Raw genomic sequence first — 24508 nt, 5'->3', positions numbered from 1 at the left:
GAAATCATGGCATCGCAAGCTGAAACGCTCCACGTCCACCTGGAAGTGTACGAAAGTGTTCGCATGCGTGATCCCGTCGGTGCGCGCAGGGCGATGAAGAGCTTGTTGAACTATGCGGCCAAAGACCTGGATATTACCGACCAGTTGATCTCGTCTGAGATGATTGTGTCGCCCGGCGTCCCCATAAACGAGTTCATGGAGACGCCGGGCAAGATATCAGCTCCAGGCATGAAGCGGTGGATTTTCGCCGTTAAGGTAGTATTTCCCGATGATCGAGTATTTCCAGCGCACGGGATCGTGGAGCGTGTGGGTCCGTGCATTGCGCCAATGGCGATCGAGGTTGTGCTCGGCCAGCGTCGAGCGGGTTCCTGCCAGTTCAAACAGTTTGTTGGTCGCTTCGATGGCGATTTCGGTGGAAAGCACCTTGGCTTCAGCCGTGATGATCTGGGCTTCGGCCACGGTTTCCGCGGTGGGCTTTGCCACGGCGCGGTCGATGGCCTGTCCTGCCTTCTCCAACAACGCCTGCGCGGCATGTAGCCGGATGCTCAGGCTTCCGATCGCCTGGATCGTGTACGGATCGTCATGGGCGTGGTCGAGGCCACTGTCCACCCAGGCCCGGGATTTGGTCCGGACGAATTCAACGGTTTCCTTGATCGCCGCGGATGCAATGCCGGTGTCGACTGCGACCTGGATGATCTGGAAGATCGCGCCGTCTGCCGTCGGCTTGTCGTAGCCCTTGTAGCCAGGGACGACCCAGGCCTTGTCGACCTTGACATTGTCGAGGATCACGGTGCCGGACAGGGTGGTACGCTGGCCGAAGCTCGACCAGTCGTCGATCACCGTCAAGCCCGGCGCGTCGCGGTCTGCGATGGCGTACCAGGCGCGGCCCTGGTCATCCAGCGCCACAATCGGAACCTTGTGGGCGAGCAGGGCACCCGAGGAATAGAACTTGCGGCCGTTGACGACGACATGGTCGCCATGGTCGGTGAACTTGGTCTCGAAGTCGGCGGCGCGTTTGGAACCGAATTCGGAGAAGGCGTTTCCGAACCGGGTGCCCTTCAGGATTTCACCGAAGAGAAGCTTCTGCTGCGCCTTGTCGGAGACGGTGCGGATCGCGGCGACGACGCCCAGATGGTTCTGGGAAATCTGCCCGATCGAAGAATCGGCTTCCGAGATGATCTCCACGACCTTGGCGAGGGTGGCATAGGAGACTTCAGGTCCGCCGAATTCCTTGGGCACGTTGATCGACCAAAGGCCGCTTTGGGAAAACGCGTCGAGCTCCGCGATCGGCCATATGCGATCCCGGTCGCGCTCGGCAGCGCCTTTGATGAAATCCTTCGCCAGTCTGTTGGCGACTTCGATCGCCTCCTGGTCGGATTTGATGACGTGGGCAGGCTGATCAACCTTGGGAAAGCCCGGCACTGCGGCCTTCTTGGCCGTGGGGTTTGCTATGATGTTCATGATCGTCTCCGTGGTGTGTTCAGGCTGCGGGCCTGTCGGTGGAAAGACTTGTGGCTTCGCCGAGATAGAAGGCCTTGATGTCGTCGCGTGCGCGCAGTTCTGCTGCCGAGCCAGAGAGCACGGTCCTGCCGTTTTCGATGACCACGGCAAAGTCGGCATATTTCAGCGCGATGGTCGAGTTCTGTTCGGCCACCAGAATGGAGAGCCCGTTCTCACGGTTGAGCCGCTTCAAGGCACCGAAAATGTCCTGGATGACCATCGGCGCAAGACCCATCGAAGGCTCGTCGAGCACCAGCAGGCGCGGTCGCGACATGAGCGCGCGCCCGATTGCGGTCATCTGCTGCTCGCCGCCGGAAACGAGACCCGCCCATGTCTGCCGCTTCTCCCTGAGGCGCGGGAAGGTGGCGTAGACGCGTTCGAGGTCTTCAGCGATCTCGGCTCGGCTGGCGCTGCGACCAAGCCCGCCGGAGACGAGATTTTCCTCGACGCTCAGGCTCTTGAAGACATGTCGACCCTCGAGGACTTGTACCAGCCCGGCGCGGACGAGGTCGGCGGGTCTTCTGGCCAGGACATCTTGACCCTCGAAGCGGATACTTCCCGACGTGACCTGGCCGCGTTCGGCCGGAAGCAGATTCGAAATGGCGCGGAGCGTGGTGGTTTTGCCCGCACCGTTCGATCCGAGGACGGCGACGATTTCGCCCTTGCCGACCTTCAGGCTCACGCCATCGAGCGCGCGGATCGTCTGGCTGTAAGTCGCCTCGATCGATTTTACCTCTAATACGCTGGCAGGTTCTTCCATGGATTGCTCCGGTCATTGAGATGGTGGGCATGCGGAATGGTCCGAGACCACCTCCGCATGCCGATCGGGCCGCCAGCTGGAGGGCGACGCGGCCCGAACCAGTTAGTTCAGGGCATTTTCGGCATCAGCCGCCGTACGGATCGTGATGTTCTTCTCCTTGGCATAGGCCTCGGAGGACTTTTCGATGATCGGACGCAGCAGCTTCCAGTCCGGCGCGATCCAATCCGAGACCACGTTCCACTTCTTGCCGTCCCACTGTTGGAACGTCACGTAGCCTTCGCCCTCGTGGTTATCCCAGGAGACATTGATCGAGTGGAACAGGTCCTTGGCACCGAGCGCCTCGACCTTGGCCTGGTCGAGCTTGAGATGCTCGAAACCCCAGCGGACCTCGTCGCCAGTCAGCGTCCGCTTTCCGAACTTCTCCTGGGCGATGCGGATCGCCTCGACGTTCAGGATGCCGTTGACGATGCCGAGATTGTGGTAGACCGAGCCGATGCGCTTCTTGTCCTCGAGATTGCCCTTGCCCTGATCGTAGATGGTCTTCACGATCTCCTGGACGACCGGATACTGGTTGCCGGAAGCCTGCGTCGTGATGGCGGTGTAGCCGATAGCGGCGTCGCCGGCCGGGATCACGTCCTCTTCGGAATTGGACCAGACATTGCCGACGATCTTGGTGGCCGGGAAGCCGACCTTCTGGGCGGTCTTCAGCGCAACCGGGTTCATGACGCCCCAGCCGCGCAGGACGACAAAGTCAGGCTTGGCGCGGCGGATGGTCAGCCACTGCGACTGCTGCTCGTTGCCCGGATGCGGAACTTCGATCTGCTGCACCGTGAAGCCGTACTTCTCGGCGAGCAGGTCGTAGATCGGGATAGTCTCCTTGCCATAGGGCGAGCCGTGATAGAGGACGACGATCTTCTTGCCCTTGAGCTTGTCGAGGCCGCCTTCCTTCGAGGCGAGGTAGTTGATGATACCCGAGGTCTCGGAATAGGGATTCAGCAACAGCGGGAAAACGTAAGGGAATACGCGGCCGTCGGTGGAATCCGTGCGGCCGTGATTGACCGTGATCAGCGGCACCTTGTCAGTGGAGATGCGGTCGATCATGGCATAGGCGATGCCGACCGAGAGGGGGTTCCAGGCCGCCGCATTGGCATGGCTCTTCTGGCGCTCGTAGCACTCGACGCCGCGCTCGACCTCATATTGGGTCTCGCACTCGTCCCAGGTCAGCTTGACGCCATTGACACCGCCGTCGCGGGTGTTGATCAGGTTCATGTAGTCGATGAAACCACCGAAGAAACCTGTGCCGCCAGCCGCGTAGGGACCGACCCGATAGCTCTGGAGCGGGAAGTATTGCTCATCGGCCTTGGCCGGGAGGGCACTGGCCGCAAGTGCGATGGCAAGACCTGCCGCCGCGGTTCTAAGAAGAGAGTGTAGAGTGTTCATAGGGCATGCTCCTTCTGTTGGCCGAACATGTCCGGACCAGATGATGTTTGAGGCTGTATGCTTGGGTCTCTGGGAGGTCAGGCCTCCGAGAGCGTCCCATTTCTTGTCCAGACCCGGGACCACAGACGGCGACCAAGCGCCGCCAAGCCGTCGGGTTCGAGGATCAGGAAGGCGATGATCAGCGCGCCGAGCACGATGCGCTGGCTCATGTCGAGAACTCCGGAGTCGAACACGTCCCCGAGAAGCAGGCTGCCGATCCGCGACAGGACCACCGGGAAGATGACGATCAGGGCCGCGCCGAAAAACGCACCACGGATCGTGGCCAGTCCGCCGATGATGATGATGAAAAGAATTTGGAACGAGCGGTCGAGATTGAAGCCCGCCGGTTCCACGGTCCGGAGATAGGCGAACGCCCAGAGGGCACCGGCCACGCCGATGATGAAGGACGACAGCGCGAATGCCAGCAGTTTGGTCTTCAGAACCGGGACGCCGATGAATTTCGCTGCGGTCTCGTTGTCGCGGACTGCGATGAAATTGCGTCCCGTCTGCGATATCACCACCCGCCAGGCAAAGAAGGTCAATGCGGTGACGATGAGAAGCGTGAAGTAGTAGCGTCCCACGGAGCCTTCGAAGGGAACGCCCAGGATCGACAGCGCCGGGGCATCGATCACGCCGGAGGGGTTGTCGTTGGAGAACCAACTGAACTTCGTGAGCGCCCACTGGACGAAGAACTGCGCGGCCAATGTCGAGACCGCGAGGTAGAAGCCCCGCAGGCGAAGGCTCGGCAGGCCGAAGACGATGCCGACCGCGGCGGCAACGCCGCCTGCCAGCAGAATGCTGACGATCAGCGGCAGGCCATCGACACGCAGGTTCAAATTGAAGGCTGCGAATGCGCCGACCGCCATGAACGCCGCGCTGCCGAGCGAGACCTGGCCCGCATAGCCAGTGAGAAGATTGAGGCCCACGCCAGCCAGCGAGAGGGCCAGGAACGGCATCATGATCGCTTCGATAAGGTAGCTGGAACCGACGAACGGAATGATTCCGAAAGCGACGATGAGGATCGAGACTGGTGCGATCCAGATCGGGAATGTCACCGGGCTCATCGGTTCGGACGTAATCGCGGCCATCTCTCAGACCCTTTCCACGAGCTTCTGGCCGAACAGGCCGGAGGGACGGATGAGGAGGAAGGCAAGCGCCAGCACATAGGCGAACCAGCCTTCGATGCCGCCGCCGAAATATTCGCCGATATAGACCTCGGCGAGCTTCTCCGACGCGCCGATGATCAGCCCGCCGACGATGGCTCCGGCAATCGAGTCAAATCCGCCGAGTACCAGGACGGGCAGAGCTTTGAGGACCACGAGCGAGAGCGAGAACTGCACGCCCGACCGGGCACCCCACAGAAGCCCTGCCACCAGGGCCACGAGACCCGCGGCTGCCCAGACGGTGGCCCAGATGAGCGGCAGACGCAGGCCGACGGCGAGCGCCGCGAACTGATCGTCCGCGACCGCCCGGAACGACAGGCCGATGCGGGTGTAGCGGAAAAACAGGGTCAGCAAGGTCACCATCAGGGCGGCAGTCCCCGCCGCGAACAGATCGAACTGCGAGATGAAGACGCCATAGACTTCGTAGGGCACATCCTCGATGCCGAGCTCCAGGGCGTGGACCTGCGTACCCCAGAGCAATTGCGCCGCACCCTCGATCACATAGGACAGGCCGAGCGTCGCCATGAACAGCGTGATCGGCGGCTTGTTGATGAGCGGGCGAAGCACGGTGCGCTCGACGGTGATGCCGATCAGCACCATGATCGCGAAGGTCAGGCCCAGCGACACCGCGAAGGGCACGCCGCGTTCGACCAGTGAAACGAAGGTGAGCGCCGCGAAGAGCAACATCGCGCCCTGGGCGAAGTTGAGGACACCCGATGTCTTGTAGATCAGCACGAAGCCGATCGCGACAAGCGAATACATGACGCCCGAGAGCAGTCCCCCGGTCAGGACTTCGATGAAGAACAGATAGTCGAAACCCTCGGCCATCAGATGCCCTCCTCGAAGTCGTCATGTCTGGCGATGCCGAGATAGGCGTCGATGACGGCCTGATCGGCACGGACTTCCGCAGGCGTGCCGTCGGCGATCTTGCGGCCGTAGTCGAGCACCGCTATCCGGTCCGACAGGTTCATGACCACGCCGATGTCATGTTCGATCAGGACGATCGTCGTGCCATAGGTGTCGCGTGTTTCGCGGATGAACGCGGCCATTTCCTGCTTTTCCGTGGCGGTCATTCCTGCCATCGGCTCGTCTAGCAACAGGATCTCCGGATTGGCGACCAATGCCCGAGCGAGTTCGACGCGCTTCTGAAGCCCGTAGGGCAGGGATCCGGCCAACCGCCCTGCGATGTCGTCCAGATGGAGAAACTGAAGGACGGCGCTGGCGCGCTGCCTGCCTTCACTCTCCTCGCGTCGCGCCCAGGGGAGGCCGAGCGCCTGGCCAAGGAATGTTGAGCGCCGCGTGAAGGCCAGGCCCGACATGACGTTTTCGAGAACGGTCAGCCCCTTGAAGAGAGCCAGATTCTGAAAGGTGCGAGCGAGGCCAAGACGTGCGGCGCGGCTCGCTGGAATTCGACTGAAGCTCCGGCCATTCAAACTGATTGTGCCGCTATCAGGCCTGTAGAGCCCGCTGATGACGTTGACGACCGAACTCTTCCCCGCTCCGTTGGGACCGATGATCGCCCGGATTTCCCCCGAACGCACGGAGAGGTCCACGCCGGCCAGCGCGGTCACACCGCCGAACGAGAGGTTCACATCCTTCAGGAAAAGGATGGGAGTGTCCGCCACGTTGAGAGGCGTGGCGTCGAGCCTGGCGGACGATCTCGACGTCGAGCGCTCCGGAAGTGACGGGAATTCGCGGAAGGACGCGCTGCCGTCCAAGGCCGAGAAAGTGTAATGCGTATCCAACATGGCGATCCCCTTGGGCATGGACGCGGCCGCGTTGTCGCGGACACACTTCTCCGGTCGGCATCCCGATGACGGGATGCCGTTGTTAAGACCGGAAGTTCCAATCCTATTCCGCGGCTTCGAGCTGGCTTTCTTCCCGCGCTTCCAGTTCTCTGACGATCGGGATCACGTGCTTGCCGAAATACTCGACCTCTTCCTGGAAGTGCAGGAAGCCCATGAGGATGAGGTCGGCGCCGGCCTGCTTATGCTCGATGATGCGCTCGGCGACCTGCTCGGGCGTGCCGATCAGGTTGGAACGGAAGCCGTCATTGTACTGAACGAGGTCCTGGAACGTGGACTTGGCCCAGTTGCCCTCGCGCTCCGGCGAGGCGTTACCGGCATTCTGGACCTCGTGCTTGAAGCCGTTGACCGCATCCGGGATCGCCTTGTCGATGATTTCCTTCAGGACCTCTTGCGCTTCCTTTTCGCTCGAACGCACAACGCCGAAGGCGTTCATGCCGACGCGCGTTTTCCAGGCCTTGCCGAATGCGACTTCCTTTGCCCGGATATCGTCGACCTGGGCCTTAAGACCCTCGGGGGTGTTGCCGTTGGTGAAATACCAGTCCGACACCCGTGCCGCCATGTCGCGGGCGGCGCGCGAGGAACCTCCCTGGAAGACCTGCGGAATGCCGCCATGCGGCTTGGGCTTCATGGAATAGTCGGTGAAGCGATAGAAATCGCCGCGCAGATTGTAGCTCTCCTCGGTCCAGATGCCGCGAATGGCGCGGATGAATTCCTCGGAACGCCGATAGCGCTCGTCGTGGTCGAGCCAAGGCTCGCCGATGGCCGCGAATTCGCCACGGAACCAGCCGGAGACGACGTTCACGTCAATACGGCCATTGGTATAATGGCTGATGGAAGCGACCTGCTTGGCAAGCAGTGCCGGGTGCCACGGACCTGGAAGCACCGCAGCGATAACGCGCAGCTTCTCGGTCGCGGCCAGCAGCGCATGGCTGAAGGAAAGAGATTCATGCTGGTTATCGGCGCCATAGCCGGCGGTGAAGCGGATTTGGCTCAGCGCATAGTCGAAGCCGCTCTCCTCGGCGATCTGGGCGAGCTTGCGGTTATACTCGATACCCCAATGGGTGCGCTGCTCGATCGAACTGATCACCAGGCCGCCGGAAACGTTCGGCACCCAGTAAGCAAATTTCAACGGCTCTCTTTTGGTGTGTGACATGAAACCCTCCAGCTCATGGTTCGTGTTAGGCAGTAAGTCGCGGGCGCTCGCCCTCGATGTGGGCGGTTGCAAGGCTTCGCGCATGGGGAAGGACGACTTCCAGTTCGCGTAGCACCGCGTTGATCCGCTTGCGGATGTCAGGATTGGCGATTTCGTAGGCGGAGAAGTCGCTCTCCAGCGCATAAACGGTGGTCGGGAGCGTCAACGCCTTGAAGAAACCAAAGAGCGGCCTGAACTGATGATCGATCATCAGCCCGTGCAAAGGCGTGCCGCCCGTCGCGCCCAGCACGACGGGCTTGCCGATCAGGGATTCGAAGTGAACGAGGTCAAAGAGATGCTTGAGAGCGCCGCTGTAGGACGCGCGGTAGACTGGCGATCCCACCACCAGCACATCGGCCGCCTCGACGGCACGCACCAGCTCGAGGCCCTCGTCGTCCAATTGGTCAGACCGTAATCCTCGAAACAGGGCGGGTGCCGAGTCCGCGAGGTCGATATGTCGGGTACTGACGGCGAACCGTCCTTCGATCGCTTGCAAGATCGCACCGACAAGGGCCGACGTGCGCGACGGCGCTTTCACATTCCCCGAGATACCAACGATTTTGAGATTGGTCATTCTTCTCTCCATTTATGTAATCTATAAAATTAGTATGGTTTAAACGCAACAAAATTCTATTCTATATCGCGGAGGCCGCAGTGACGGTTCGTCTAACCGCGGCGGAAGAATTAGAATGCTGTTCCAACGCGCCTGGAATTGACTCCCGTTGAGCTCCCCGAACAAAAGATCAGTGACTGGGCCATGCCCCAGAGGCGTGCTGGGCACCAGCGCGGACTCGGATTGGCATCTTCAAAAGCAACGTTCTTCGATATTGACTAATCGTGCATGTTTGTGCATGATTGTGCCAATTCATGCCGGATTCACCTTATGGCCGTCACCGACCTTCTTCTGCACGAGAGGCAGAGCCTCCTTCTCAGCCGCCTCAAGACAGACGGGCGGGTGATTGCGGCCGCCATTGCGCAGGAGCTCTCGATCTCCGAGGATACGGTCCGTCGCGACCTCCGCGAGATGGCGGCGGCCGGGCTTTGCAAGCGGGTCTATGGCGGGGCGCTGCCCGCGACCAGCGATGTGACGTCGCTGACCGAGCGGCTTGAGCTCAAACCCGAGCGGAAGGATACCCTGGCGCGGGCCGCGGTGGCTCTGTTCGAGCCGGGCATGACCTTGTTCATCGATGCCGGCTCGACCAATCTCGCCATTGCGCGGGCGCTCTCTCCGGCGATCCGGCTGACGGTGATCACCAATTCGCCCAATGTCGCTTCTGTCCTGATCGACCGGCAGGAGATGGATGTCATCCTGCTCGGTGGCAAGCTCGATCACCGCACCGGTGCGGTCATCGGCGCGCGTGCAATTGCGGATGCGGCGATCTTCCGGCCGGATATCTGTGTGCTCGGCAGTTGCGGTTTCGCGGCCGAAACGGGGATCAGCGCGTCGGATTTCGACGAGGCGGAGTTCAAGCGCTCGATCGCCCAGCGCTCGCGCTCGATCGTCGCGGCGATCACCAACGAGAAGCTCGGCGCCGCTGCGCCCTTCGATGTCGTGCCGGTCGGCAAGAACGACCACATCGTGCTGGAACACGACGCTGAGGCCGGCTATGTCCGCGACCTCGGCAAGAGGGGCATCAACATCATTCTGGCCGACCCTCTGCCGTCCTGAGCGGGGCTCGCGCCAACAGACCTTGGAACATGGGGCCGGCGCCCCGAACCTGGATAGAACCATGGCAGACAACACTGTGACTTCGCCCGCCCTTACAGGCCGCTATCCGCGCGAGCGGATCGCCGTCAAGCTGCTCTTCCTCGCCAACGGCCTCTATGCCGGCGCCTGGTCGCTCAAGGTGCCGGAGCTGGCCGAGCGGCTGGTGCTCTCGCCATTCTATGTCAGCCTGCTGGTGGTCTGCTACGGCATCGGCTCGGTCACCATCATGCCGATCGCCGGCTCACAGATCGCCCGCTACGGCTCGACGGTGGTGGCCAAGGTGACGGCAAGCATCTTCGTCTTCGCCATGCTGCTCATCTCGCTCGCGCCCAATGTCTGGACCGCTGGCATCGCCGTCTTCCTGTTCGGCGGCTTCGCCGGTGCCATGGATGTCGCGATGAATGCCAATGCGGTCGAGGTCGAGAAGTCGATGCGCAAGGCGATCATGTCGTCCTGCCACGCCTTCTGGAGCCTGGGCGGCCTGATCGGCTCCTCCGTCAGCGGCTATATGATCGACAATTTCGGGCCGGTCACGCATTCGGTCATCATCACCGTCGTCAATGCCGGCGTGCTGTTCGTCGCCTTTTCCATGCTGATGCCCGATGGCCCGCATGTCGAGGAACATCATGCCGAGGGCGCGGCGAAGACCAGCATCTTCAAGAGCCCGCTGCCCTGGATCATCGGCATCGTGGCGTTGTTCTGCATGGTGCAGGAAGGTGTGATTATCGACTGGTCGGCGCTCTATCTCAACCGCGAACTGAGTGCGACGCTCACCGTCGCGGCACTTGGCGCAGGCGCCATGCACGGCATGATGACCGTTGTCCGCCTCTTCGGGGATGGGATCCGCGATCGCTTCGGTGCCGTCCGCACAATGCAGGTCTCCGGCGTCATCGCCTTTACCGGCACCATGATCGCCGGCCTCGCTCCCAATGCCTATGTCGCCATTGCAGGCTTCGCGCTCTGCGGCATCGGTGTCTCCAACATGGTGCCCATCGCCTTCTCCGCGGCGGGAAACCTGCCGGGCATGGCCAAGGGCGTCGGCATCTCGGTCGTGACCATCATGGGCTATTCCGGCACGCTCTTCCTGCCGACCCTTTTCGGCTTCGTCGCCGAGCATACCGGCTTTGCCGCGATCTTCATCGGCACGCCGATGCTGCTGATCGTGGTGCTGCTGCTGTCGAACCTCATGCGGCATGCAGATGGGATCAACGGGCATTGAGGGCGATGGTTGCATTTGGCGCGGCACCGGTCAGCCGACCGCCACGCGTTGCAATGCCCTTGTGCACAGCCACCAAACATGATTGACCTTTTGCGCTAGGTTTGAGGGGGTGCGTCATGGCCGGGAAAGCGCTTGTTGTCATCGACTTGCAGTATGATTTCTGCCCGGGCGGTGCGCTGGCGGTTGCCGGCGGCGACGAGATCATACCCGCGATCAATCGCCTGATTGCCGCTCACGACCACGTCGTGCTGACACAGGACTGGCATCCCGCCGGCCATTCGAGCTTTGCCTCGAGTCATCCCGGAAAGTCGCCGTTCGAGATGGTCGACATGCCCTATGGCCCGCAGACGCTGTGGCCGGATCATTGCATCCAGGGCACGCGCGGTGCCGAGTTCCACGATGCGCTGGAATGGACCAGGGCCGAGCTCGTGATCCGCAAGGGTTTCCGCAAGGATATCGACTCCTATTCGGCCTTCTTCGAAAACGACCACACGACACCGACCGGCCTCGGCGGCTATCTGAAGGAGCGCGGTATTGCGGAGGTCACGCTCTGCGGCCTCGCCACGGATTTCTGCGTCGCTTTCTCGGCGATCGACGCGGTGCGTCATGGCCTTTCCACCACTGTCATTCTCGACGCCTGTCGCGGCATCGACCTTGGGGGATCGATGGCTGCGATGACGGAGAAGATGAAGGCCGACGGCGTCACGCTCGCCTGAAACCTCGCCCATTTGATGCAAGGAGGCCGCCATGGCCGCAAAGACCGATATCGCACGCCGCGTCTGGAGCCATGCCTGGAAGCTCGACCCGATCGTGCGCTCGCTGCTCGACACCGATTTCTACAAGCTCTTGATGCTGCAGATGATCTGGAAGATGCATCCTGACGTGCACACGACCTTCTCGGTCATCAACCGGACGAAATCCGTCCGTCTCGCAGACGATATCGACGAACATGAACTGCGCGACCAGCTCGACCATGCGCGCGATCTCCGATTCTCCAAGAAGGAAATGATCTGGCTCGCGGGTAACACGTTCTACGGCCGCAAGCAGATCTTCGAGCCGGAATTCCTGGCCTGGCTCGCCGATTTCAAGCTGCCGGACTACGAGCTCGAAAAAAAGGACGGCCAGTACGAGCTGACCTTTGCCGGCCGCTGGTGCGAGACGACGATGTGGGAAATCCCGGCGCTGGCGATCATCAACGAACTGCGCTCGCGCGCGGCGATGAAGGGCATGGGCCAGTTCGCGCTCGATGTCCTCTATGCCCGCGCCAAGGCGAAGATGTGGGACAAGGTCGAGCGGCTCAAGCAATATCCGGGGCTCAGGATCTCCGACTTCGGCACCCGCCGCCGCCATTCTTTCCTCTGGCACCGCTGGTGCGTGCAGGCACTGAAGGAAGGCATCGGCCCGGCCTTCACCGGCTCGTCCAACGTGCTGCTCGCCATGGACTCGGATCTCGAAGCCGTCGGCACCAATGCGCATGAACTGCCAATGGTCAGCGCGGCACTTGCCGAGACAGATGCGGAACTCGCCGAGGCGCCATACAAGATCCTGAAAGACTGGGAACGGCTCTATGGCGGCAACCTGCTGATCGTGCTGCCCGACGCTTTCGGCACCACCTCGTTCCTGCGGCACGCTCCCGACTGGGTCGCCGACTGGACCGGCTTCCGCCCCGACAGCGCCCCGCCGATCGAGGGCGGCGAGAAGATCATCACGTGGTGGAAGGAGCACGGCCGCGACCCGCGCGAGAAGCTGCTGATCTTCTCCGACGGCCTCGACGTCGACACGATCATCGAGACCTACAAGCATTTCCACGGCCGGGTCCGCATGAGTTTTGGTTGGGGTACCAACCTGACCAATGATTTCGAGGGCTGTGCGCCGGACGAGGCGACCGGACTCAATCCGATCTCTGTCGTATGCAAGGTCACGGAAGCCAATGGCCGGCCGGCGGTGAAGCTGTCCGACAATCCCAACAAGGCGACGGGTGTTACGTCGGAGGTCGAGCGCTACAAGAAGTTCTTCGGCACCGAGGATTTCGTCAAGCAGGTGGTGAAGGTCTGAGGATGGCCCCTCCGCTTCTCCCCTTGGGGAGAAGGTGGCCGGAGGCCGGATGAGGGGTTCCCACCAACGCAGAGCACGCGGCCGAGAACCCCTCATCGCCTCGCATGCGCTCGGCGCTTCTCCCCAAGGGGAGAAGCGGTGTGGAGCCAGCCGCCGACGTCATTCATCCCCGGGCAAATTGCGCCAGCTTCTCCCCGGCCAGCCGATACCGCACCCATTCTTTCTGCGCCTCAGCCCCGATCGCCTCATAGACGCGAATCGACGGCTCGTTCCAGTCGAGCACGCTCCATTCGAAGCGGCCGCAGCCCCTCTCAAGGGCAATCTGCGCCAGGCGCCGCAGCAGCGCCTTGCCGGCGCCGACACCACGGGCCTCCGGCGTCACATAGAGGTCTTCGAGATAGAGTCCGTTCTTTGCCTGCCAGGTCGAATAGCTGAAGAAGTAGACGGCCATGCCGATCGCCACGCCATCATGCTCCGCGATCAGCGCCCGTGTCACCGAGCCATCGCCAAAGATCGAAGCGCGCACCGTCTCCTCGGTTGCCTCGACCTCTTGGATCGCCTTCTCGTAATCTGCGAGTTCGCGGACGAATCGGAGAATGATAACGGCATCCGAAGGCGTGGCTTCGCGGACGGTAAGGCTCATGGGCGGGCTCCTGATATGCTGGTCCTGAGATGAAAGAACCGCGCGACGCTGTCAACTGCACGCATGGTTCTGCGCCCGCACTCTCATTTTGCACCTGCGACAATAGTTATCTTGACAGAAGCGGTCGCCTTTTAGATAAGGGAGGCAACTCGAATTCTGTCCGGACTATTCTGCCATGCTGGTCTGCTCCTGCAACCTGATCACCGACAAGGACATCAAGGAAGTGATCACCTCACTTCTCGATGAAGACTGTTGGCAGCTCATCGTGCCGGGCAAGGTCTATCACGCCATGCAGAAGCGCGGCCGCTGCTGCGGTTGTTTCCCCAACGTCGTCGACCTCATCGTCAAGACCACGGAGGAATATCATGCTGTTCGCCAGTCCCAGGGTGACGATGTCGTGGTGTTCATCGAGCGGCTCAAGGTCTTCGGCGCTGAGCAGAAGACCGAGATCATCGAGCGTCGCCAGCGCCTGACCCAGGTCGCCTGATCCCGCCTTTTTCCCATCCTGCCAAAGTGTTGCCCGCAACAACGGGCGATTTGAATCGTTCCAGTTCTCTCGACAGCGGGACGAAATCCTGCCATTGATCGCGGTCGCGCAATCATGAAGGGAGAACCAAGATGAAGGGCGATCCGAAGGTCATCGAACGTCTGAACCAGGCACTGTTTCTGGAGCTCGGTGCCGTCAATCAGTACTGGGTGCACTACCGCCTGCTCGAGGATTGGGGCTACCAGAAGCTCGCCAAGAAGGAGCGGGCCGAATCGATCGAAGAGATGCACCATGCCGACCGCCTGGTTGCCCGCATCATTTTCCTCGAAGGCCATCCCAATCTGCAGACGCTCGCGCCGCTGCGCATCGGCCAGAACGTCAAGGAAGTTCTCGAAGCCGACCTGGCCGGCGAATATGATGCGCGCACGGCCTACAAGCAGTCCCGCGACATCTGTCACGCGGCCGGTGACTATGTCTCGATGAAGCTGTTCGAAGAGCTGCTGGGCGACGAGGAAGGTCACATCGACTTCCTCGAAACCCAGATCGACCTGCTCGGCAAGATCGGCGAAGAGAAGTACGGCCAGCTCAACGCTGAGCCGGCGAACGAAGCCGAATAATCGGATTTTGGATGCGAGATTTGCAGACCCCGGCTCTGTGGGCCGGGGTTTTGCGTTTGGGGGAGCGTTTCACCCCTCACCAAGCGCGCCCATGTGATCGGCTTTGCCTCTCACGGGCTTGCTATCCTCTCCCACAAGGGGAGAGGTAGACCTGCGGCGGCGCTCGCCTCAGTTGAGGCCGATCTTGTGGCACCCCGCCTCTCCCCTTGTGGCAGAGGATACGCAGGCCGGGTGAGCACAGCGAAGCCTTGGCCGAAGTTGGTGAGGGGTAATGCCGTTGGGGCGACTCTCACCCCTCCTCATTCACCGCCGCCAGAAACCGCTTCATCCGCCCATTCAACCCCTGCACATCCTCGCTCGTCATCCTGGACCGCTCGACCAGTGTATCGCCAAGACACTGGCTTTCCTCCAGCAATCGCCGGCCCTGCGCGGTCATGAATACATTGACCTGCCGCTCATCCTCCTTGCTGCGCTGGCGTTCCACCAACCCGGCCTGCTCCATGCGCTTGATCGGCGGGGTGACCGTGCTCGATTCGAGCGACAGCCGGTCGGCGATCGCGCCGACTGTCAGTCCGTCCTGTTCGCCGAGGGCGGCGAGCACGAGATATTGCGGATAGGTGATGCCCATGCGGTCGAGCATCGGCTTGTACATGCGGGTGACAGCCATGCTGGTGGCATAGAGCGTGAAGCAGAGCTGTTCGTCGAGGGGGCGGGGGGTGAACTTGGTCATCACTAGCTCGTGGTTTCGTTTATGTCGCATATAATATCACAAAAAATGATATCGCGATAAAGAAATCGCTGGACAGACCGAGAATCATCCTCTATGCATATTGATATCGCGATATTAAATATCGCAATATCGAAGGAAACAGCAATGATTGAGACAATAGCGACACGAAGAGATGTCATGAAAACAGGGCTCGGACTGATTGCCGTTGTCTCTGCCCCGAATTTCGTACAACCTGCACACGCATCCTCCCAAACCGCCATCAAGGAGAACACCACCATGACCGACAGCTTCGTGACCACCAAGGACGGCACCCGCATCTTCTACAAGGATTGGGGCTCAAAGGATGCCCAGCCGATCGTTTTCCATCATGGCTGGCCGCTTTCGGCTGATGATTGGGACAACCAGATGCTGTTCTTCCTCGACAAGGGCTACCGCGTCATCGCCCATGACCGTCGTGGTCATGGCCGCTCTACCCAGACAGCAACAGGCAACGAGATGGACACTTACGCGGCCGATGTCGCCGAAGTGGTCAAGCATCTCGACCTCAAGAACGCCATCCATGTCGGCCATTCGACCGGCGGCGGCGAGGTTGCCCGTTACGTCGCGCAATATGGCGGCGGCGGTCGTGTCTCCAAGGCCGTGCTGCTTGGCGCTGTGCCGCCGATCATGCTGAAGACGGAGAACAATCCGGGCGGCCTGCCGATCGAGGTGTTCGACGGCTTCCGTGCAGCGCTGGTCGCCAACCGCGCTCAGTTCTTCCGCGATGTTCCGGCAGGACCGTTCTATGGCTTCAACCGTCCGGGCGCCCAGGTGTCGGAAGGCGTGATCCAGAATTGGTGGCGGCAGGGCATGATGGGCGGCGCCAAGGCCCATTACGATTGCATCAAGGCCTTTTCGGAAACCGATTTCACGGAGGACCTCAAGACCATCGACGTGCCCGTGCTCGTGATGCATGGCAGCGACGACCAGATCGTGCCGATCGACGACTCGGCTCACCTTGCCATCAAGCTGCTGAAGAAGGGCACGCTCGTTGTCTATGACGGCCTGCCGCACGGCATGGCAACGACCCATCCTGACGTCGTCAATGCCGGTCTGCTCGAATTCTTCAAGGCTTGAGCACAGCCATAAAAAGGCGCCGGTCGTGAGACCGGCGCCTATCCATTCCTTGGCAGGGTTGAGCTTATGCCGTGCCGCGTTGCGCGTCGATGCTCCAGCTGCCCGGGCCGGCGAAGACCAGGTAGAGGAAGAAGAAGCAATATAGGATCGCTGCATCGCCACCATTGAGCGCCGGGAAGAAGTTCTGCGGCGCATGCGCGATGAAATAAGCAAAGGCCATCGTGCCCGAGGCGATGAAGGCCGCCGGACGGGTGAACAGGCCGATCGTGATCAGCGTGCCGGCGATCAACTCGATCGCTCCGGCGAACCAGAAGATGGAGAAGACAGGCGGGTTCATGTCGCTTGCCGGGAAGCCGAGCAGCTTCTGCGAGCCATGCGCCAGGAAGATCAGGCCCGCAACGATGCGGACGACGGAGAGCACGCGCGGCGCCCAGGGGTTAAGGGTGTTTGTGATAGCCATCGGGAGCTCCTTGATAATCTTATCTGCGTCCTCCACTTTCACGTCACGGAGAAGCCGGCAAGGCCTGTGATGACAGATGGAGTTCACGATTGATAAGATTTTCGTGAACGGAGAGTTCCCATTTCCTCTAGCAATATCCGATAGTTATACGGTCGTCACGGATAGATGCCGAAACTCGGCAACCACCTGATCATAGACTGCCCGCTTGAATGGAACGATCAGTTCCGGCAGGTCCTCCATCGGCTTCCACGCCCATTCGTCGAATTCCTGCTCGTGGCCACCCGGCGGCGGGGCTATCTGGATTTCGCTCTCCTCACCCGTGAAGCGAAACGCGAACCAGGCCTGCGTCTGGCCGCGGTATTTGCCCTTGAGGCCGATGCCGATGAGCTCCGGCGGCAGGTCGTAATTGATCCAGCCCTTCGAGCGCGCGAGCAGCGTTACCGTCTCCATACCGGTCTCCTCGTAGAGTTCACGGTATGCCGCCTTCTCCGGATCCTCCCCCTTGTCGATCCCGCCCTGCGGCATCTGCCAGAGCTGGGGCGAACCATCATATTCGGAATTGCCGATCGGCGTGCGCCTGCCGGCCCAGACGAGGCCCGCGCGGTTCAGCACCATGATGCCGACACAGGGGCGATAGGGGAGATCTTCGGCGCGGACGGTTTTCTTGGTCATGGGAGTCCTCAACAATATCGATGATGAATAGCCCTCCCCAGGCGACCTCACAAGGCTCAGCTTCTCTCAGGTCGCCACGTCGGCGAAGTGCCTGGCTCAGATAGCGTGCGACAGCAACGCGGCCCGACAAATGTCGCATCAACATCTATATCGACGTGCAGACCCCGGCAAACAGTTCGGGGGAAACGGGTTGATAGCCGCCCCGTATCGACGTAACAGATTGCATGCGGATCGGAGACGGCGATGAACGATTTCTATGTTGGCCAGCAGGTTGTTTGCATCGATGACAAATTCAAGAATGTCTCGATAGACCAGGTTATCCGCAAGGGCCAGATCTATACCATCCGCTGGGTCGGCATGTACTCGCACTATGTCGATGGCGAGTTTCTCGGGATCAAGCTCGAGGAAATTCATCGCGGCAATGACGATGGGCCCGAAGGCTATGGCGCGGCCGACATGCCGTACCGCGCATCGCGGTTCAGGCCGCTGGTGAAAGACAGGATAGGTTCGCTGAGGAAGCTTCTCGCTCCGAGCCCTGATGTTCCGCCGGAGGAAAAGCCCAAGGCCCCGGTGCGGAAAAAAGAGAAGGTGTGAGCGCTCTAAGCCTCACTCCGGCACGTCCGCCAGCACTGAAACCCCGACGATCTCGATGCCGCGGCCCTGTGCATTGCGCGCCCATTCGGTCACGGCATCGACACTCTCGTCGAATGCCGAGGCGACCCCAATCGCCGTGCCCTTGCGGAGCGCAATGCGCTCCAGTTCGTCCAGCTTCTTGAGTACCGACGCCTTGCTGACCTCCTGGTCGAGCACGACATCGGCGAAGGCATGGGGGCCGCCGAAGGCCTTGGCGTAGGTGCCCGAGAGTGACTGCGCCGATGAGCCATCGTCGAGGAACAGCAATCCGCGGTTGGAAATGTCCTGCATGACCGGCTCAAGTGCCTCGGCATCTGCGAGGAAACGGCCGCCGAGATAGTTCATCACGCCAGTATAGTTGGTCATCCGGCCCATTGCCTCGTGCAGGCGCTTGAGGTTCGTGGCCGCCGAATCCGAGCTGACCAGGGTCAGCCGGCCGGGATTGTTATCCGGGTAATCAAACGGTTCCAGCGGCAGCTGCAGCAGGATCTCGTGGCCGCCTTTGCGGGCCACCGGCATCCAGCGGAACAGCGAGTTGCCGTTGGCGGCAAAGGCGAGGGTGATATCCTCCGGCAGCGTGTCGAGCGCGCGCTGCGTGCCGCTCTGGCTGAGCCCGAGGCCGCCGATGACGATGGCGACGCGTGTGCCGCGGGCGCCGGACCATGGCCGGGCATAGCGGTCGACCGGCCGCGTGCCGTCGGCGGCGACGATGGGCAGCTTGCCCTCGGGTGTCTCCTCGAGCAATGCCTCGTCGGGTAGGTCGGCGGTCTTCGGATCTTGCGGATTCTGGGCGGTGGCGTCGATGACGACAGGGCCATCCTTGTCGCGGTTCTTCGGCGTGAATTTCGTCACCACCGAGCCGTCGTCCATCACCTGCTTTTCGACATTGGCTCCGTCATGCGGCCGGGTATGGTTCAGCTTGTCAGTTTGCTCTGGAGTCTTGGCGTCGGTCTGGACAACCACCTGGTTCGCGTCGGCCGGCTTCTGCTCGACGGAGGCGACTTCAGGCTTTTCGATGTTCTCCGGTCCCATCGCTGCATAGAAGGACACGCCGGCCAGCATGAGGCCGCCGAAGACGAGAAGAAAGCGCCCGAATGAAAGAAAGCCGGGCGAGAGTCGTCTCGCCGGCTTCCTGTCCTGTCCCAGTGGCGTGTTGATGCCGCTCAAATCTGCCGTCCGTCCGAATCAAAAACGCGGCGGGTGGTGCCCGCCGCGTGAAACCTTACGGCTTCTTCTGTTCGACTTCGACGGCCTTCTTCTGGTCCGGCGGGAAATGCGCGTCGATCTTCTTGCCGCGCAGCAGGTCGAGGGCGGCAGCGAGCTGCACGTCGTCCTTCGGATCCGGCGGCACATAGGCCTGCGAGCCGGAACCCTCGTCGTTCTCGTCGGCGCCCTTGATATGGCCCTTGAGCGAGGATTCGGCAGCCTTCTCGAGCTTGCCCTGCAGTTCGGCCGGGATCGGCTGCTCGACGGTGATGTCGGGCGTGATGCCGATGCCCTGGATCGACTTGCCCGACGGCGTGTAATAGAGCGCCGTGGTCAGGCGCAGCGCGCCATTGTCGCCGAGCGGAATAATAGTCTGGACCGACCCCTTGCCGAAGGAGCGCGTGCCGAGAACGGTTGCGCGCTTGAGATCCTGCAGCGCGCCGGCGACGATTTCCGACGCCGAAGCCGAGCCGCCATTGGTCAGCACGATCACCGGCTTGCCGTTGATCAGGTCGCCTTCGGTCGCCGAGAAGCGCCGCGTTTCGGTTTCGATACGGCCGCGCGTCGAGACGATCTCGCCCTTGTCGAGGAAGGCGTCGGAGACATTGATCGCCTGGTCGAGCAGACCGCCCGGGTTGAGACGCAGGTCGAGGACGAAGCCCTTGAGCTTGTCGTTCGGCACCTGGGCCTGGATCTTCTCGATGCCCTTCTTAAGGTCATCATAGGTCTTCTCGGTGAAAGAGATGACGCGGAGATAGCCGACATCGCCCTCGACACGGACCTTGACGGCCTGCACGGCGATGACGTCGCGCTTCAGCGTGATGTCGATCGGCTTGTCGGCGCCCTTGCGCAGGATGGTCAGCGTGATCGGCGCACCGACCTCACCACGCATCTTGTCGACCGCTTCCTCGAGCTTGAGGCCGCGCACGTCCTGGCCGTCGATCTTGGAGATCATGTCGCCTGCCAGCACGCCTGCCTTGGCGGCCGGCGTGTCGTCGATCGGGGTAATGACCTTGACGAGGTCGTTTTCCATCGTGACTTCGATGCCGAGACCGCCGAATTCACCCTTGGTCTGGGTGCGCATGTCGTCGGCATCCTTGGCGTTCATATAGCTCGAATGCGGATCCAGCGACGTCAGCATGCCCGAAATCGCCGACTCCACCAGCTTCGCCTCGTCCGGCGGCGTCACATATTGGGCGCGCACACGCTCGAACACTTCACCGAAAATCGACAGCTCCTTGTAGGTCGACGACCCCGCTGCATTGGCGGGAATGCCGGCGGCATAGACGCCGATCATGGCGGTCGAACCCAGAAGCGCTCCGAGAAGCACAAGAGAAGTCTTACGTAGCATTGCGTGCCTTTCCGAGATCTTTGACGGACCACCAGGCCTTCGAATCGACCGGTTTGCCGTCCTTGCGAAATTCTATGTACAGCGTGGGGCGGTCGGTTTCCAGATGCATCCCTGCCGCACTTGCTATTCTCTTCTCGCCCATCTGGCCGAGCGGTTCCCCGGCCACGACGAACTGTCCTTGCTTGGCGGTCACGGAATCCATGCCCGATAATACGATGTGGTAGCCGTCCCCCGCATTCATGATGACCATCTGCCCGTAGCTGCGGAATGGTCCTGCAAACATCACCCATCCGTCCGCGGGCGCCGTCACCACCATGCCGGCCTTGGCCGCAACGGTAATGCCTTGAGCCGAGTGCCCGGTCCCGTCATCGTCGCCGAACAATCTTAGCACATCACCGGCAACCGGCAGGTCGAGCTTGGCCTTGAGGGCCGAAAACGCGTATGCGGGCGCAATGCGGTTTTTGTCGGGCAGGCTCTGGTCGCCATCGAGTTTGGCGCGTTCCTCGGGCGTCAGTTTGGCGCGCCTGGCCTCTTCCACCTTGGCCGCTTCGGCCGCTGCTTTCGCCGAGGAAATCTCGCTCTCGATCGAGGAAATCAGGCCTTCGAGGCTGGTCGCGCGGGTGGCCAGTTCCTCCGCGCGCTTCTTCTCGCTTTCGAGTTCGGCGCGGTTCTTCACATTCAGTTTATCGTTCTCGGCGGCGAGCAGCGTCATCTTCTGCTCCTCCTCGATCGCGGAGGCCATGGTGCGGACATAGCTCTCGCGTTCGGCCGCGATGTCCTTCCTCACCTTGGCAAGCGCGTCGAGATCGGCCGCGAGCTTTTCCGTCTCGCCGCGGATGCCGGGAACCACGGCGCCGAGCAGGATCGCCGACCGCACCGAGGATAGCGCATCGTCGGGCGTGACCAGCAGCGCGGGCGGCGGATTGCGCCCCATGCGCTGAAGGGCGGCGAGCACTTCGGCCAGCAGCCCGCGGCGGGCGTGCAGCGATTTTTTCGCTTGTGCCTCCTTGCCGGCGAGATCCCTCAGCCGGTCCTCGTTGGCGATGACCTGCCGCTCCAGATCCTTGCGTTTGCCGGCCGAAGCGACGAGCGCTTCACGCAGCCCGGCCGTCGTCCGCTCGATGCCGGCAATGGATTGCTCGAGTTCCGTCGCCCGCGCCTTGGCATCAGCCAGCGTCTTGGCGAGGTCCTGGAGTTCGCTTTCCGTGGCATTGCGCTTGATGGTGAGCGCACCCAGCGAGGTACCGGTCTCGGTGGGTATCGGATCCATCTCCTGCGACGGCGAGGCCACCGGCAGCGCAAACGCCAGCCCGGCCGCCGCCATCGCGACGACCCGCCCCCAGCCTGTCCGTCCTGTTCCGATCCGCATCGTATTGCGCATAACCCGCTATGACTGGCAGGTTAAGCTTATTTGAGGCTGGGGGGAAGGGAGGCGTCAGCGCCTGAATCGGGCCTTCTCTTCATCGGACATCTTCTCCGTGGCAATGCGCAGCGCCGTGGCCGACATCCGATCGCGGTTCGCCGCGAGAAACGCCCTCAGCCGCTCCGGATGTGTATCGCCTGCGGTTCTGATCCAGGAACTGAAGGCCTTCTGCACCATGACATGCGAATCGCCGGCAAGGATTTCGCTGATGGCGAAAAGTTCGGCCGGATCGCCTTTGCGGAGATAATAGGCCGTCGCCACCACTGCCGTCCTCCGCCGCCACGGATCCGGCGACCGCGCCAGTTCATAGAGCGGGTCTCGCGGCTTGTCCTCGAGAAACCTACCGACGACATGGATCGCGGCGCGATCGACGAGATCCCAATTGTCGAGCCGGTCATGGCGGCGCAGATAGAGCTCGTAGAGTTCGGCGTGACTGTTCACCGGCTTCCTCTCGCGGGCCTGGAAATCCATGATCGCGGCTGCTGCCATGCGCATTTCATAGAAGACACTTTCCAGCAGCGCCTCGATTTCGGCGAGCGGCAGGTCCTTGTGGGCCTTGGCGACGGGAAAGACCTTGCCGATGCCGACGCCCAGCACCTGGGTCTCTCCAAGGCCGTCGTGAAAGAAGCGCGCGACATCGGCTTTGGCCGCCTCCGAACTGATGGCCCGAAGGGCGGCTTCCACTTCGGCGGCGTTCTGCACGCTGGTTCTGCCATTCCCCATTGCCAACCCCTGTCTTGCGTCACCTGAATGACGAACCGGGCGACGCCGATCCGACAGCGGATGTGGATCCGCGCTCAACCGCCCGACAATAGCGTCTCTATATTGCATCGCCTTGCAATCGTCACATGTCGGCCGCCCGCCCAGGGCTCCAAATTCCTGTTGTGCGATTTGTCCTCTTCGTGAATCCTTCGGGCAGGTCAAACCACAATCCATGGATCGCAACTGCATGGCCCCTCCGCGCCAGATGTCTCTCACCTCAGAACTCGTCGCGCTCTGCTATCGCGAGGAGGAGAACAAGGGGTTCCCGGAAGACTGGGTATTGCTGACCGAGGCGGAGCAGGACGCGATCGCCTATCGCCTGCTGGAAGAGGCCGGATCGGATCCGGTCTGGATCTTCGCCTATGGCTCGCTGATCTGGAAGCCGGAATTCGAGACGGTCGAGAGCCGTCGCGCCACGGCGATCGGTTGGCACCGCTCCTTCTGCCTGGAGCTCACGAGCTGGCGCGGCACGCCTGAGACCCCGGGCCTGATGATGGCGCTCGATCGCGGCGGCCGCTGCGACGGTGTGGCGTTCCGTCTGTCGGACGACAGGCGGGAGGCCGAGCTGATCAAGACCGTGCGGCGCGAGATCATATTCCAGAGCGAGTTCGACATGGTGCGCTGGGTGCACTTGCAGGCCGGCGCGGAGAAGCTTCGGGCGCTCGTCTTCTGGGCCGGACCCAGACCTGGTGAAGGCATCGCGCTCAAGCTGCCGCTCGAAGAGGTCGCCGAGCGGCTTGCACATGCCTGTGGCTATGCCGGTTCCTGCGCCGAATATCTCTACAACACGGTGTCTCATCTCGAAGAGTTCGGCATCCGCGATCGTAATCTCTGGCGGCTGCAGCATCTCGTGGCTGAGAAGATCAAACGCGCGCATGCTCATCGGCTGGCCGCCGAGCAGCGGCCGGAAGCAGCTCAGACCCTGTGATAGGGATGCCCTGACAGGATGGTCACGGCGCGATAAAGCTGTTCGCCCAGCATGACCCGCACCAGTTGGTGCGGCCACGTCATCTTTCCGAAGCAGAGCATGTGGGAGGCCTTGGCGGCTAGGTCCGGATCGAGCCCGTCCGGCCCGCCGATGGCGATGATCAGGTCGCGCTTGCCCTGGTCGCGGATGCCGCCGAGCAGGTCGGCGAAAGCAGGGCTGTCCAGCGCTTTGCCGCGTTCGTCGAGCAGGATCAGAATGGCGCCGTCGCCCAGCATCTTCTCGAGCGCGGCCGCTTCCTCGCGCTTGCGCGTTTCGGCATTGCCCGATCGGCTCTCGGTGATTTCGATGATTTTTGCGAGTTCGAGCCCGACAGCGGGCCCTGTCTTGGCGAAGCGGTCAAGATACCGCTCGGCAAGTTCCTTTTCCGGGCCCGACTTCAGCCTGCCCACGGCGAACAATGAAATCCGCATGGTGCGCGCTCGAATTCCAGACCAAATTTCCGCTCACGAAAGGGGAGGCCCTTTCGAGATGCTTACTATCGTGTCAGTGCCGCGAGGTGAAGGCGGCCTGTTCACGTATTGCAGCTCGCAACCCTG

At 61.7% G+C, this 24508-nt stretch carries 26 protein-coding genes; 9 read left to right on the top strand and 17 right to left on the bottom strand.

Annotated elements, in window-relative coordinates:
- Positions 1–216: 216 nt before the first annotated feature.
- From AC2YI2_RS27145 to msuE, 8 genes are all read right to left on the bottom strand, one after another.
- The gene (locus AC2YI2_RS27145) at positions 217–1461 is read right to left on the bottom strand and encodes an SfnB family sulfur acquisition oxidoreductase (RefSeq protein WP_487389654.1); all 1245 of its coding nucleotides are present in this window, start codon (positions 1459–1461) and stop codon (positions 217–219) included.
- A gap of 19 nt (positions 1462–1480) precedes the next feature.
- Positions 1481–2260 (bottom strand): ABC transporter ATP-binding protein, encoded by a 780-nt coding sequence (locus AC2YI2_RS27140; RefSeq protein ID WP_487389653.1) that lies wholly within the window; start codon positions 2258–2260, stop codon positions 1481–1483.
- A gap of 102 nt (positions 2261–2362) precedes the next feature.
- Positions 2363–3700 (bottom strand): ABC transporter substrate-binding protein, encoded by a 1338-nt coding sequence (locus tag AC2YI2_RS27135; RefSeq protein WP_487389652.1) that lies wholly within the window; start codon positions 3698–3700, stop codon positions 2363–2365.
- 77 nt (positions 3701–3777) lie between these two features.
- Positions 3778–4827: a branched-chain amino acid ABC transporter permease gene (locus tag AC2YI2_RS27130; protein ID WP_487389651.1), complete on the bottom strand. Its 1050-nt coding sequence runs from the start codon at positions 4825–4827 to the stop codon at positions 3778–3780.
- 3 nt (positions 4828–4830) lie between these two features.
- Positions 4831–5730 (bottom strand): branched-chain amino acid ABC transporter permease, encoded by a 900-nt coding sequence (locus AC2YI2_RS27125; RefSeq protein ID WP_487389650.1) that lies wholly within the window; start codon positions 5728–5730, stop codon positions 4831–4833.
- Positions 5730–6650: an ABC transporter ATP-binding protein gene (locus tag AC2YI2_RS27120; RefSeq protein WP_487389649.1), complete on the bottom strand. Its 921-nt coding sequence runs from the start codon at positions 6648–6650 to the stop codon at positions 5730–5732. The genes AC2YI2_RS27125 and AC2YI2_RS27120 overlap by 1 nt, the downstream gene beginning before the upstream one ends.
- Positions 6651–6753: 103 nt before the next feature.
- On the bottom strand, positions 6754–7863 hold the full coding sequence (sfnG, locus tag AC2YI2_RS27115) for a dimethylsulfone monooxygenase SfnG (RefSeq protein ID WP_487389648.1): 1110 nt from the start codon (positions 7861–7863) through the stop codon (positions 6754–6756).
- Between the two features lie 25 nt (positions 7864–7888).
- Entirely contained in the window at positions 7889–8476 is a 588-nt protein-coding gene (gene msuE / locus AC2YI2_RS27110) for an FMN reductase (RefSeq protein ID WP_487389647.1), read from the bottom strand.
- A gap of 309 nt (positions 8477–8785) precedes the next feature.
- On the opposite strand from msuE, the gene AC2YI2_RS27105 reads away from it, so the two are divergent.
- The 4 genes from AC2YI2_RS27105 to pncB all read left to right on the top strand — a co-directional run bounded on the left by AC2YI2_RS27105 (position 8786) and on the right by pncB (position 12884).
- Positions 8786–9571 (top strand): DeoR/GlpR family DNA-binding transcription regulator, encoded by a 786-nt coding sequence (locus AC2YI2_RS27105; protein WP_487389646.1) that lies wholly within the window; start codon positions 8786–8788, stop codon positions 9569–9571.
- A gap of 61 nt (positions 9572–9632) precedes the next feature.
- On the top strand, positions 9633–10829 hold the full coding sequence (locus tag AC2YI2_RS27100) for an MFS transporter (RefSeq protein WP_487389645.1): 1197 nt from the start codon (positions 9633–9635) through the stop codon (positions 10827–10829).
- Between the two features lie 116 nt (positions 10830–10945).
- On the top strand, positions 10946–11545 hold the full coding sequence (gene pncA, locus AC2YI2_RS27095; protein ID WP_487389644.1) for a bifunctional nicotinamidase/pyrazinamidase: 600 nt from the start codon (positions 10946–10948) through the stop codon (positions 11543–11545).
- Between the two features lie 31 nt (positions 11546–11576).
- A complete protein-coding gene (pncB, locus tag AC2YI2_RS27090; RefSeq protein ID WP_487389643.1) occupies positions 11577–12884 on the top strand; it encodes a nicotinate phosphoribosyltransferase in 1308 nt (435 codons plus the stop codon).
- Between the two features lie 163 nt (positions 12885–13047).
- Here the strand turns inward: pncB and AC2YI2_RS27085 are convergent, their stop codons facing one another.
- Entirely contained in the window at positions 13048–13527 is a 480-nt protein-coding gene (locus AC2YI2_RS27085; protein ID WP_487389642.1) for an N-acetyltransferase family protein, read from the bottom strand.
- 175 nt (positions 13528–13702) lie between these two features.
- Here AC2YI2_RS27085 and AC2YI2_RS27080 point away from each other — a divergent pair, with 175 nt between their 5' ends.
- Entirely contained in the window at positions 13703–14014 is a 312-nt protein-coding gene (locus tag AC2YI2_RS27080; protein ID WP_487389641.1) for a (2Fe-2S)-binding protein, read from the top strand.
- Between the two features lie 131 nt (positions 14015–14145).
- On the top strand, positions 14146–14631 hold the full coding sequence (gene bfr / locus AC2YI2_RS27075; RefSeq protein ID WP_487389640.1) for a bacterioferritin: 486 nt from the start codon (positions 14146–14148) through the stop codon (positions 14629–14631).
- Positions 14632–14920: 289 nt separating this feature from the next.
- On the opposite strand, the gene AC2YI2_RS27070 is transcribed toward bfr, so the two are convergent.
- Positions 14921–15361 (bottom strand): MarR family winged helix-turn-helix transcriptional regulator, encoded by a 441-nt coding sequence (locus AC2YI2_RS27070; protein WP_487389639.1) that lies wholly within the window; start codon positions 15359–15361, stop codon positions 14921–14923.
- A gap of 276 nt (positions 15362–15637) precedes the next feature.
- Between AC2YI2_RS27070 and AC2YI2_RS27065 the strand changes: the two genes are divergently transcribed.
- The gene (locus AC2YI2_RS27065; RefSeq protein ID WP_487389638.1) at positions 15638–16477 is read left to right on the top strand and encodes an alpha/beta fold hydrolase; all 840 of its coding nucleotides are present in this window, start codon (positions 15638–15640) and stop codon (positions 16475–16477) included.
- Positions 16478–16541: 64 nt separating this feature from the next.
- Here the strand turns inward: AC2YI2_RS27065 and AC2YI2_RS27060 are convergent, their stop codons facing one another.
- On the bottom strand, positions 16542–16937 hold the full coding sequence (locus AC2YI2_RS27060; RefSeq protein ID WP_487389637.1) for a DoxX family protein: 396 nt from the start codon (positions 16935–16937) through the stop codon (positions 16542–16544).
- Positions 16938–17081: 144 nt separating this feature from the next.
- Positions 17082–17609: an RNA pyrophosphohydrolase gene (locus AC2YI2_RS27055; protein ID WP_487389636.1), complete on the bottom strand. Its 528-nt coding sequence runs from the start codon at positions 17607–17609 to the stop codon at positions 17082–17084.
- Positions 17610–17852: 243 nt separating this feature from the next.
- Here AC2YI2_RS27055 and AC2YI2_RS27050 point away from each other — a divergent pair, with 243 nt between their 5' ends.
- Positions 17853–18203, top strand: a complete 351-nt coding sequence (locus AC2YI2_RS27050) for a CAP-Gly domain protein (RefSeq protein ID WP_487389635.1) — start codon at positions 17853–17855, stop codon at positions 18201–18203.
- A 12-nt stretch (positions 18204–18215) separates the two neighbouring features.
- Here the strand turns inward: AC2YI2_RS27050 and AC2YI2_RS27045 are convergent, their stop codons facing one another.
- The 4 genes from AC2YI2_RS27045 to AC2YI2_RS27030 form a co-directional block, all read right to left on the bottom strand.
- Positions 18216–19409, bottom strand: coding sequence for a divergent polysaccharide deacetylase family protein (locus AC2YI2_RS27045; protein WP_487389634.1), 1194 nt, complete (start codon positions 19407–19409; stop codon positions 18216–18218).
- A 55-nt stretch (positions 19410–19464) separates the two neighbouring features.
- Positions 19465–20799, bottom strand: coding sequence for a S41 family peptidase (locus tag AC2YI2_RS27040; RefSeq protein ID WP_487389633.1), 1335 nt, complete (start codon positions 20797–20799; stop codon positions 19465–19467).
- Positions 20789–22123, bottom strand: coding sequence for a murein hydrolase activator EnvC family protein (locus AC2YI2_RS27035; protein WP_487389779.1), 1335 nt, complete (start codon positions 22121–22123; stop codon positions 20789–20791). Before AC2YI2_RS27035 ends, AC2YI2_RS27040 begins: the two co-directional genes overlap by 11 nt.
- A gap of 111 nt (positions 22124–22234) precedes the next feature.
- Positions 22235–22945: a DNA alkylation repair protein gene (locus tag AC2YI2_RS27030; protein WP_487389632.1), complete on the bottom strand. Its 711-nt coding sequence runs from the start codon at positions 22943–22945 to the stop codon at positions 22235–22237.
- A gap of 226 nt (positions 22946–23171) precedes the next feature.
- On the opposite strand from AC2YI2_RS27030, the gene AC2YI2_RS27025 reads away from it, so the two are divergent.
- A complete protein-coding gene (locus AC2YI2_RS27025) occupies positions 23172–23912 on the top strand; it encodes a gamma-glutamylcyclotransferase (RefSeq protein WP_487389631.1) in 741 nt (246 codons plus the stop codon).
- Here the strand turns inward: AC2YI2_RS27025 and rlmH are convergent.
- Positions 23900–24382: a 23S rRNA (pseudouridine(1915)-N(3))-methyltransferase RlmH gene (gene rlmH / locus AC2YI2_RS27020; protein ID WP_487389630.1), complete on the bottom strand. Its 483-nt coding sequence runs from the start codon at positions 24380–24382 to the stop codon at positions 23900–23902. The two genes, AC2YI2_RS27025 and rlmH, sit on opposite strands and share 13 nt — an antisense overlap.
- Positions 24383–24508 lie beyond the last annotated feature (126 nt).

This window comes from Rhizobium sp. SRI_017 (assembly GCF_057586295.1).
This window is presented reverse-complemented; position numbering and strand designations above follow the sequence as displayed.